The organism is uncultured Phenylobacterium sp. (assembly GCF_902826855.1).
Lineage (GTDB): Bacteria > Pseudomonadota > Alphaproteobacteria > Caulobacterales > Caulobacteraceae > Phenylobacterium.
Genome location: NZ_CADEGK010000173.1, coordinates 1 through 10091, shown reverse-complemented (window position 1 = coordinate 10091; position 10091 = coordinate 1). Strand labels below are relative to the sequence as shown.

10 protein-coding genes and 1 pseudogene are annotated in these 10091 nt (G+C 68.4%); 8 read left to right on the top strand and 3 right to left on the bottom strand.

Annotated elements, in window-relative coordinates; genetic code table 11:
• On the top strand, window positions 1-1025 hold a 1025-nt coding region (locus QZV94_RS19385), incomplete at its 5' end, for a Mur ligase family protein (protein ID WP_293680602.1).
• Window positions 1026-1035: 10 nt separating this feature from the next.
• On the opposite strand, the gene QZV94_RS19380 is transcribed toward QZV94_RS19385, so the two are convergent.
• Entirely contained in the window at window positions 1036-2397 is a 1362-nt protein-coding gene (locus QZV94_RS19380; RefSeq protein WP_293680599.1) for an acyl-CoA dehydrogenase, read from the bottom strand.
• A 116-nt stretch (window positions 2398-2513) separates the two neighbouring features.
• Between QZV94_RS19380 and QZV94_RS19375 the strand changes: the two genes are divergently transcribed.
• The gene (locus QZV94_RS19375; protein WP_293680596.1) at window positions 2514-3509 is read left to right on the top strand and encodes a phosphotransferase family protein; all 996 of its coding nucleotides are present in this window, start codon (window positions 2514-2516) and stop codon (window positions 3507-3509) included.
• Window positions 3506-3877 (top strand): DUF6285 domain-containing protein, encoded by a 372-nt coding sequence (locus QZV94_RS19370; protein ID WP_293680593.1) that lies wholly within the window; start codon window positions 3506-3508, stop codon window positions 3875-3877. The genes QZV94_RS19375 and QZV94_RS19370 overlap by 4 nt, the downstream gene beginning before the upstream one ends.
• Before the next feature lie 16 nt (window positions 3878-3893).
• On the opposite strand, the gene QZV94_RS19365 is transcribed toward QZV94_RS19370, so the two are convergent.
• Window positions 3894-4211, bottom strand: coding sequence for a hypothetical protein (locus tag QZV94_RS19365; protein ID WP_293680590.1), 318 nt, complete (start codon window positions 4209-4211; stop codon window positions 3894-3896).
• A gap of 78 nt (window positions 4212-4289) precedes the next feature.
• On the opposite strand from QZV94_RS19365, the gene QZV94_RS19360 reads away from it, so the two are divergent.
• From QZV94_RS19360 to QZV94_RS19350, 3 genes are all read left to right on the top strand, one after another.
• Window positions 4290-5276, top strand: coding sequence for a YafY family protein (locus QZV94_RS19360; protein ID WP_293680587.1), 987 nt, complete (start codon window positions 4290-4292; stop codon window positions 5274-5276).
• Between the two features lie 45 nt (window positions 5277-5321).
• Window positions 5322-5462, top strand: a complete 141-nt coding sequence (locus QZV94_RS19355) for a hypothetical protein (protein ID WP_293680584.1) — start codon at window positions 5322-5324, stop codon at window positions 5460-5462.
• Window positions 5463-5540: 78 nt separating this feature from the next.
• Complete coding sequence (locus QZV94_RS19350; RefSeq protein ID WP_293680581.1) at window positions 5541-7631, top strand: prolyl oligopeptidase family serine peptidase; 2091 nt, start codon at window positions 5541-5543, stop codon at window positions 7629-7631.
• Between the two features lie 8 nt (window positions 7632-7639).
• On the opposite strand, the gene QZV94_RS19345 is transcribed toward QZV94_RS19350, so the two are convergent.
• Window positions 7640-9448, bottom strand: coding sequence for a VWA domain-containing protein (locus QZV94_RS19345; protein ID WP_293680578.1), 1809 nt, complete (start codon window positions 9446-9448; stop codon window positions 7640-7642).
• Between the two features lie 213 nt (window positions 9449-9661).
• Between QZV94_RS19345 and QZV94_RS19340 the strand changes: the two genes are divergently transcribed.
• Window positions 9662-9823, top strand: coding sequence for a hypothetical protein (locus QZV94_RS19340; protein WP_293680575.1), 162 nt, complete (start codon window positions 9662-9664; stop codon window positions 9821-9823).
• Window positions 9823-10091: pseudogene (locus tag QZV94_RS19335) on the top strand (hypothetical protein); the annotation flags it as partial. The gene QZV94_RS19340 and the pseudogene QZV94_RS19335, both read left to right, overlap by 1 nt.

The following is a 10091-nucleotide window of genomic DNA, read 5'->3' as shown; positions in this document are numbered from 1 at the left end:
TGCTGCGCGAAGCCGGCCGTGACGCCGGCTGGATGATCGGCGCGATCTCGCCTTCGCTGCCGGACACCGGCCACTGGGGCAGCGCCCCGGAAGTGATTCTCGAGGGCGATGAGTACATCGTCGGTCCCGCCGACCGCCGTTCGAAGTTCGTGCTCTACCACCCCAGGGATGTGTTGCTGACCTCGCTGGTCCACGACCACGTCAACGTCTTCCCGACCTTCGCCGACTACGAGGCGCCGTTCCGCGAGCTCCTGCGTCTGCTGCCCGCCGATGGCCTGCTGGTCGCGCGCGACAGCGCGCCGATCCGCGCCATCCAGGCCGAGGCCGCCAGCCGCATCGTCTGGTACGACACCTCGCCCTGCGACGGCTGGTACTCGGAAGACGTCAGCTACGCCGAGACCTCCCGCTTCACCCTCGTCGGGCCGGGCGGTCGCCGCATCGACCTCGCCACCACGCTCCTGGGCGAGCACAACATCGAGAACATCGTCGGCGTCAGCGCCTACCTCCTGGAGCGCGGCTTGGTTGGCGAGGAGGCGCTTGTGCGCGCCGTCGGCAGCTTCGCCGGCATCCGCCGGCGCCTCGACCGCCTCACCAGGCGCTCCGCCGTGCCGCTGGTGGAAGGCTTCGGCTCCTCCTACGAGAAGGCCCGCTCGGCCATCGAGGCCATGCTGCTGCACTACCCGACCCGGCCGCTGACGGTTGTGTTCGAGCCGCATACCTTTTCGTGGCGCAACCGCGAGGCGCTGCCCTGGTACGACACGGTCTTCGAAGGCGTGGCCAACGTCCTGGTCGTCCCGCCGCCGCGCCACGGCGAGGGCAGCCACAACCAGTCGGGCTTCGATGAGATTCTGGCCCGGGTCGCCGCGACGGGCGTGCCCGTAGAAGGGGTAGAGACCGCGGAGGCGGCCACCCAGCGGCTCGGACGCCTCGCCGGGGGCGAGGTCGTCCTGCTGCTTTCTTCAGGCCCGCTCCTGGGCCTTCCCGACAGCCTGCCGGTGGTTTTCGACAGGCTGTACGGGGTCTAGGCGCCGCGGCTCAGCGGCTGTTGTTCGCGGGGATCGGCTGGACGTATTCGTCCTTGGACTTCTTGTCGCTCTCGTTGAACGCCTTGAACTCGGGGTCGCCCCGCTTGGGTCCGAGGTACCCGAACAGGTAGGCGCCCACCTTGCGCATCTGAATCTCTTCCGAACCTTCGGTGATCCGGTAGCGGCGGTGGTGGCGGTAGATGTGCTCGAACGGCGTGTGGCGCGAATAGCCCATGCCGCCGTGCGTCTGCATCGCCCGGTCGGCCGCCTGGCAGACCAGCCGGTTGCCCCAGTAGTTGCACATCGAGACCTTGTCCGAGATCGTCTTCTCGATCTCCTTGTGCTCCATGCGGTCCATCTGCCAGGCCGTCTTGCGGATCAGCAGCCGCAGCATCTCGCACTGGGTCTGCAGCTCGATCAGCGGCCACTGGATCGCCTGGTTCTCCGCCAGCGGCTTGCCGAACGGCTTGCGCTTGCGGGCGTACTTCACGCTCTCGTTGACGCAGAACTGCGCCGCGCCCAGCGACGAGGCCGCCTGGCGGATGCGGTTCTGGTGCACGAAGCTCTGGCCGATGCCCAGCCCATGCCCGATCTGGCCCCAGTAGCTGTCCTCCGGGATCCAGATGTTGGTCAGGCTCACCCGCGGGTGGTCCGTCGGCATGTTGAAGGTCCACATGTACTCTTCGATCTTCACGCCCGGGTCGTCGGCCGGCACGATGAAGCAGGTGATGCCGGTGGCGTCCCCGGCCTTCCCGCTCGTCCGCGCGAACGTCATGATGTAGTTCGCGTGGTGCATACCGCTGGTCCACATCTTGGACCCGTTGATGAGCCAGCCGGGCTTGCCGTCCTTGTCCTGGCGGACCCCGGTGGTTTCCATCCACGTGGCGTCGGAGCCGTGGTCAGGCTCGGTCAGGCCGAAGGCGGTGCGCATGCGGCCGTTGAGCAGGTCATCGGCGTAGCGGGCGTACTGCTCGTTGGTCGCGAACTCCTTGAACATCAGGACGAAGGGGTTGTTGCCAACGATCGAGTGCTCGGTCTGCAGGTCGTTGAACAAGCCCAGGCCCTTGGCGGCCAGGTGCTCGCGGATGATAGCCATGGCGAGCTGGCTACCGCCCTTGCCGCCCATCTCCGCCGGCCAGGCGTAGCGCAGGTGGCCGGCTTCATCGGCCAGCCTGCGGGCCTCGCCGAGCAGCGCTTCCCACTCCGGCCGCGGCAGGCCGTGGTTGTCCCAGTCGGTGCGAGCGTGCTCGCGGCGGTGGTCGAAGAACCGCTCGTTGTCGTCCTTCGCCTGCAGCGGCTTGATCTTCGCCTCGATGAAGGCGTCGAGTTCGTCCAGGTAGTCCTGGATGTCTTTGGGTATGTCGAAGTCCATGTACTTTCTCCCGGGCGAGTTCTTGGGCGGGTGACGTCGCGGGAGGCGTTTACAAGCCGTCCCGCAGGCCGCCAGATCGGGGCCAGATTAGACCATCCCGGAGCTTACCTACGGTCATGACAGTGGATGTCCGCGCCGGCCTTGAACGTCTCGCCGAACGCCTTGGAGGCGCCGGTGCGCGGCTGACCGAAGCCCAGCGCCTGTCCGGCGGGGCGAGTATGGAGACCTGGGCCTTTGGGTTCGAGGGGAAGGACGGGCCGGAGAGCCTGATCCTGCGCCGGCGCAGCGTGCCCTTCGACCCGGAGAACGGCCGCGCGATCAGCCTGCAGACCGAAGCTGCGCTGATCCAGGCGACCGGCGCCAAGGGCGCGCGTGTTCCTCATGTGCGTCACGTCTGCGAAGAAGCGGACGGGCTGGGTGAGGCCTATGTGATGGTCCGTGTCGCCGGCGAGACCCTGGGGCGCAAGATCACCAGCGACCCGCGATTCGACGCCGTTCGCCCCGATCTGGCCCGGCAGTGCGGCGAGGTGCTCGTCCCGATCCACGCCACGCCCCCGCCACCCGGCCTGAACCTCAAGGTGACCGACGGCCAGATCGAGATCGAGCGCTACGAGGAGATCTATCGCGCCACCGGGGCCGAGCGGCCGATCCTGGAGCTGGCGTTCCAGTATCTGAGGAAGCACGTCCCACCGCCGGTCGAGCCCACGCTGCTGCACGGGGACTTCCGAAACGGCAACATCATGTTCGACCCGCAGATCGGCGTGGCCTCCGTGCTCGACTGGGAACTGGCCCACGTCGGCGATCCCGCCGAGGACATGGGATGGATCTGCACCAACTCCTGGCGCTTCGGCCGCCCCGACCGTCCGGTCGGCGGCTTCGGCGACTATGCGGACCTGCTGGCCGGCTACGCTGCGGCCGGCGGGCGTCCGATCGAAGTTTCCCGAGTGCGATTCTGGCAGATGCTGGGGTCGCTGCGCTGGGGCGTGATGTGCCTGGGCATGTACCTGTCCTGGCGCGACGGCGTGACGAAGTCGGTGGAGCGCCCGATGATCGGCCGCCGGGTCTCCGAGACCGAGGCCGACCTGGTGGTGCTACTGGAGGAAGGCCTGTGATCACCCATCCGCGCACCGAGGAGTTGGCCGAATCGGTCCGACTCTGGATCGATGAGATCCGGCCCACCCTGGACCCGCGCAACGCCTTCCTCGCGCGCGTCGCGGCCAACGCCATGGCCACCATCTACCGCGAGCTCACCCAGGGCCCGGCCGCCGAAGCCGCAGCCGTCGACGGCATGAGTTCGGTGCTGGGCCATGAAGGCGCCTTCGCCGAGCTCAACACCGAGTTCTGCGCCCGAATCCGCTCCGGCGCGCTGACGGTTGAAACCCCCGGCGTCCTGGCCGCGCTGCAGGTGATGGCCCGCAACCAGATCGCCATCGACCAGCCGAGCTATCGCCCCGAGGGGACGCCTCCGCCCGCCGGGTGAACTCCTGGTTGCCGCCCTAGGCCGCCAGCTGGGTCTCGAACACGCGGACGATCTGGCTTTCGCGCTCGTTCCAAAGGATGGCGACGCGGCCTGCGCGGTCGGCATGGGCGCCCAGCGCCGCCTCGACCTCGGGCTCGTGCAGGCGCCGCTCCGAGAGGCGGAGTAATGTGCGCTCGCCCCCTTGATCCAGCGCCACGTCGTGGAAGCGCAGCACCGCGTCAACGACCGCCGCCGGCGGCAGAGTCGGCATCGGCGCGACCGGGAGGGGCGCCTTGAACGGACGGGGCTGAAACTTGCGGGTGCGGCGGGGCTGAAACTGAGAAAAGGAAGCCATCGGAATTCTCCGTTGCGTCGGTGCGATGTTTCCCTTCTATTCACGGGGTACGACAGAAACGGACGTAGGCAGGAAAGAATGCGTCAGGAAAAGGCGGCGCGGCTCCTGGAGCTCGCGCGGATTCTCGCGGGAACGGCCGAGGGGTTGACGCTCACCGAGATTGGCCAACGCTTCGGCGTCGGCCGTCGCACCGCCGAGCGGATGCGGGACATGGTGGCCGCGGTCTTCCCTCAGATGGAGGAGGTGGACGATCCGCCGACCAAGCGCTTCCGCATCCCTTCCGGCCTCGACCACCTGTTCCAGGCGCCTACGCCGGAGGAGATGACGGCCCTCGCGGCGGCGGCCGAGACCTTCTCCAACATGGGCTCCGGAGCGCGCGCTGCGGCGCTGAGGTCACTGGAGCATAAGGTCCTCGCCGCCACGCGCGCGGCCGCTCGCCGCCGCCTGGCGCCTGATCTCGAGGCCCTGTTGCAGGCCGAAGCCATCGCCGTTCAGGCAGGGCCGAGGCCGTTCGAGGAGGACGCCGTGCTCTCTGCGGTACGCGAAGGACTGAAGTCACTCTCCACCCTGCGCTTCCGCTATGAAGGCGGGTCGACGCCCGGCCGCGTGCGGGAGGTGATCCCGTACGGCATCCTGTTCGGCCGTTCGAACTACCTGGTGGCCGCGGAGGAGGGCGTCGACTCCGGCCCGCGCAACTGGCGGCTCGACCGGATCCACGACATCAAGGTCACCGGCGACTGGGGTGCCCGGCTGGAAGACTTCTCCCTGCAGGCTTATGCCGACGAGAGCTTCGGCATCTATCAGGATGACACCGAGGACGTGGTTCTGCGGGTGACGCCTCAAGGCCGCGAGGACGCCCTGCGCTGGCGCTTCCATGCCAACCAGGCGGTCGAGGAGGAGCCAGATGGGTCGGTGGTCGTCCGCTTCCGCGCCAGCGGCATGCGCGAACTGGCCTGGCACCTGTTTACCTGGGGCGACAAGGTCCGCGTGATGGCGCCGCCGGCGCTGCAGGACATGCTGGTCTCGGAAATTGAGCTGGCCCGCCAAACACACGTCCGGAACTGACGTACCCCCCGCCTAGCGTCGCTCCATCGACAAGGGAGCCACGCCATGACCAGCCTCGACTACGCCACCGTCTACGAGACCCAGTTCCGCGGCCGCCGGCGCCTGCGCCGCGCCCTACTCGGTTTGTCGGCCCTGTGCATCGCCGCCGTGCCGATGACGGTCGTCCTGCTGTCGCACTTCGGCTGACGCAACGCTTCGGACGGCGCGTGACGCCAAGGTGGCGGCGGGCTAGCCTCGCGACACCATGTCATCGAAAGCCCCAGCATGCGTCTGTCCGCCGCCGCGACACTGGTCGCCGGAATCTTCCTGATGGCCGCAGCGCCATCCGAGGATCCCTACGTCTACATGGAGGAGATCGAAGGGGCGCGGGCGCTGGCGTTCGCACGCGCCGAGAACGCACGGTCCCTGCCACAACTGCAGAACGACCCCCGCTATCCCAGCCTCTACGCGGACGCCCTGGAGATCGCCACCGCCAAGGACCGTATCCCTGCGATCGAGTTCGCGGGGGAGGGCGGCGCCGTGCGCGACCACTGGCAGGACGCAGACCACGTGCGCGGGATCTGGCGTACGGCCAGCCTCGCCGGCTATCGCTCCGGCGCGCCGCAGTGGAAGACGCTGATCGACCTGGATGCGCTGTCCAAGGCCGAGAAGGCCAACTGGGTCTGGAAGGGCGCCGACTGCCTGCGCCCGGTTGAACGCTATTGCTTGGTCAGCCTCTCGGACGGCGGCAAGGACGCCGTCGAGGTTCGCGAGTTCGACGCCGAGACCGGGCAGTTCGTAGACGGTGGCTTCAAGCTGCCGCAGGGCAAGCACCGCTTTGACTGGATCGACAAGGACACCCTGCTGGTCGTCACGGACTGGACGAAGGCCGATGTAACCACGTCGGGCTACCCCTTCATCGCGAAGATCCTGAAGCGCGGCCAGATGCTGGCCGAGGCCCGCGAGGTCTTCCGTGGCGCTAAGGACGACGGCGGCTACGGCGTGGGCTCGATCGTGTTGCGCGAGCCGAACGGGGCGGTGGCCGCGGTGATCATCCAGCGGCCGCTGGACACCTTCAACGCCGAGTACCACCTGCTGACCGAGACCGGCACGAAGCGTCTCGACCTGCCGAAGAAATCGTCGATCCAGGGTTATCTCGCCGGTCGCCTGTTGGTGAGCCTCGAGGAGGACTGGGCCGCCAAGGCCAAGGAAGGCGACCTGGTCGACTTCGACCTGGCCGCCGTGAAGGCCAACCCGGCGGCGCTCGCGCCCGCGCTGGTGGTGCGCCCGACCCTCAGCCAATCGGTCGAACAGGTGGCGACAACCCGCGACCGCCTGGTCGTGTCGATGCTGGACAACGTCAAGGGGCGGATCGTCAGCTATGAACGGAAGGGCGGCGCCTGGGCGGCCACCACGCTGGACCTGCCGAAGGACTCAACGCTCTCGATCGCCTCGGCCTCGGACAGCGACAACAGCCTGATCGTCTATTCGGCGAGCTTCCTGACGCCGTCCAGCCAGTGGCTAGCCGATGCCGCCGGCGGCGCGCCTTTGACGTTGCGGGCCTTGCCGGACCGCTTCGATGCCTCACGCTTCGCCGTGCAGCAGTTCTGGGCCACGTCCAAGGACGGCACGAAGGTCCCGTACTTCGTGGTCCACCGGAAGGACATCAAGCTGGACGGGACCAATCCGACCCTCCTGAACGCCTATGGGGGGTTCCTGGTCAGCCAGTCGCCGGCGTACTCGGGTTTCGTCGGCAAGCTGTGGCTCGAGAAGGGCGGCGTGTTCGCGGTGGCCAACATCCGCGGCGGCGGCGAGTTCGGGCCCCGTTGGCACAACGCCGGCCTGAAGCTCAACCGCATGCGGGTCTATGACGACTTCTTCGCGGTCTCCGAGGACCTGATCGCGCGCAACATCTCCAGCCCCAAGAAGCTGGGTATCATGGGCGGCTCGAACGGCGGCCTGCTGATGGGCGTGGCCATGACCAAGCGGCCGGAACTCTACAACGCCATCGTCATCCAGGTGCCGCTGTTCGACATGATCGGCTACGACCACATCGGGGCCGGAGCCTCCTGGATCGGCGAGTACGGCGACCCGAAGGTGCCCGAAGAGCGGGCGATGCTGATGAGCTACTCGCCGTACCAGAACCTGAAGCCCGGCCAGCCCTACCCGCGGGTGTTCATCGAGACGTCGACCAAGGACGACCGCGTGCACCCGGCTCACGCCCGGAAGGCCGCCGCGCGCCTGAAGGAATATGGCTACGACTATCTCTACTACGAGAACATCGACGGCGGTCACGCCGCGGCGGCGAACCTCAACGAGCGGGCCCTGCGCGCGGCGCTCGAATACACCTACCTGCACCAGCGCCTGATGGACTGAGGCGCCGCTCAGTCCTCATTCACTCCCCGCGCGTCGGCCGCCGCGCGGACCAGCTGCACAAACTCCGCCCGCTCGCCGAACGGGTCCGCGCCGCGGCCGGTCTGGGCGAGGTGGACGATGTCGTTCCAGCCGAAGCCGTCGGCGACGCGCGGATCATGCCGCAGCTTCTGGCCGAAGCCCGCCACCGCCACGGCCCAGCGCGTGGGCTCCGGCGCCGCGGCCAGGGTGGGGACCGCGTCGGCGCGGGTGATCGGACGCTCGATCACTCGCGACCGGACCTCGCCGGGCAGCTTGTAACGGATCTTCAGATAGGCCAACTCGCCGCCTGGACCGGGGACCGGCGCCGCTCTGCCATAGCGCAGCGGATCGGCCGACCCGGCAGCGCCTGCGGGCGTGATCTCATAAAGCGCGGTGACTGACGCGCCAGCTCCGACCTCGCCGGCGTCGACCTGGTCGTTGTTGAAATCCTCCCGCTCCAGCATGCGGGTCTCGTAGCCGATCAGCCGGTACTCGGAGACCTGCGCCGGATTGAACTCGACCTGCACCTTCACGTCGTTGGCGATCGGGAACAGCGACTTGGAGAAGTCCTCGCGGAACAGCTTGCGGGCTTCCTGCAGGCCATCGATGTAGGCCGCGGTCCCGTTCCCGTTCTGCGCCAGGGCCTGCATCATCGTGTCGTTGTAGTTGCCGCGCCCGAAGCCGTAGACCGATAGGTAGACGCCACTCTTGCGCTTGTCTGAGACAAAGTCCTTCAACTTCGAAGGATCGGACACGCCGACGTTGAAGTCGCCGTCGGTGAGCAGGATCACCCGGTTCACGGCGCGGGGGTCGAAGTTTTCCCGCGCCAGGGCGTAGGCCAGCGCCAGGCCCTGGCCGCCCGCGGTGGACCCGCCGGCGCCAAGGGCCTCCAGCGCGCAGCGCATCTTCAACTTCTGCCGCCCTTCGGTTGGGCCGAGCACAGCGCCAGCGGAGCCCGCATAGGCCACCATCGAGACGCGATCCTGCGGCCGCAGCTGGTCGATCAGCAGGTTCAGCGATCGCTTGGCCAGCGGCAGCCGGTCGGAAGGCATCATCGAGCCGGATGTATCGATCAGGAACACCAGGTTCAGCGGGGGCTGTTCGGCGCGCGCGATGTCGTAGCCCTGCAGCCCGATGTGGAGGATCTGCCGCTGTTGCGACCACGGAGACGGCGCCAGCGCCACGTAGGCCCGGAAGGGCGTAGCCCGATCGGCGGGGCGCGCGTAGCCGTAGTCGAAATAGTTCACCAGTTCCTCGACCCGCACCGCGTCGGTCGGGGGCCGCACGCCGTCGTGCAGGAAGCGGCGGACATTCGTGTAGGCGGCGGTGTCCACGTCGGTGGAGAAGGTCGAGACCGGCTCCTCCGCGGTGCGGCGGATCGGGTTGGCCTGGGCGCTGGGATAGCGCTCGGTGTCCTGTGCCCGCGGCGGGGGCGCGTACCCATAAGGGCCGCCGGGCGAGGGAACGCGCTTGCCGGTGGTGACCACCATTTCGGAGACGCGGCCTTGCGCGAGGGCGGGCGGCGGCGGCGAGCGCGGTTCCTCGATGCGACGCTCGACCGGGGGCACAGGCGACGGCGGGACCGGCGGCGCGTGTCGCACACCGGCCTGCGGCGCGCGCTGGGCTCTGCCGGCGACGCCATAGTCGCGCTGCCGGGGGTCCGGCCGGAAGCCCAGGGCCTCGCAGGCGGCGGCCGAGGGCGCACCGTCGCCGTAGCGGCCTGGCTGGGCGATGGAGGGTTGCCCGGCGAGGGCCGTCAGCCCGGCCATGGCCACGACGCGCAGGCGATGCATCGGCATCGGTTCACTCCCGGTCTTGGTCCCTCGCCGCCACCTCGCGCCGACATCGTGGCCTTCACATGGCGAAGCTTGGGCAGAAACTTACGAATGTAAATTAAAGCCACGAACGATGGGCCCGGGTAGCCGCACTCGCACCCGCAGCGGTCGGCCGGCCGTTCCACCGGCGCGCGGCTCAGCGAACTGAAGTAAGAATCCCACGGAAGGAGACCCCGAATGACTGCTGAGACTGAGGCCGGGCTGGAACGCGCCATCGCCATCGCGGCCGAGGCCCACGCGGGCCAGGTCGACAAGGGCGGGGCGCCCTACATCCTCCACCCGCTGCGGGTGATGTTGTCGCTCTCCGGGCGCCCTACATCCTCCACCCGCTGCGGGTGATGTTGTCGCTCTCCGGGTCCGAGGAACGGATCGTCGCGATGCTGCACGACGGGGTCGAGGACAGCGCCTGGACCTTCGAGGCCCTGCGGGCCGCCGGCTTCAGCGCTGCGGTCATCAAAGCCCTTCGCGCGCTCACCAAGGTGGAGGGCGAGGCCTATGAGGCTTTCATCGAACGCGCCAAGGCCAACGCCATCGCCCGGCGGGTCAAGCTGGCCGACATCGCAGACAACAGCGACCTCAGCCGCATCTCCCAGCCCTCCACGGAGGA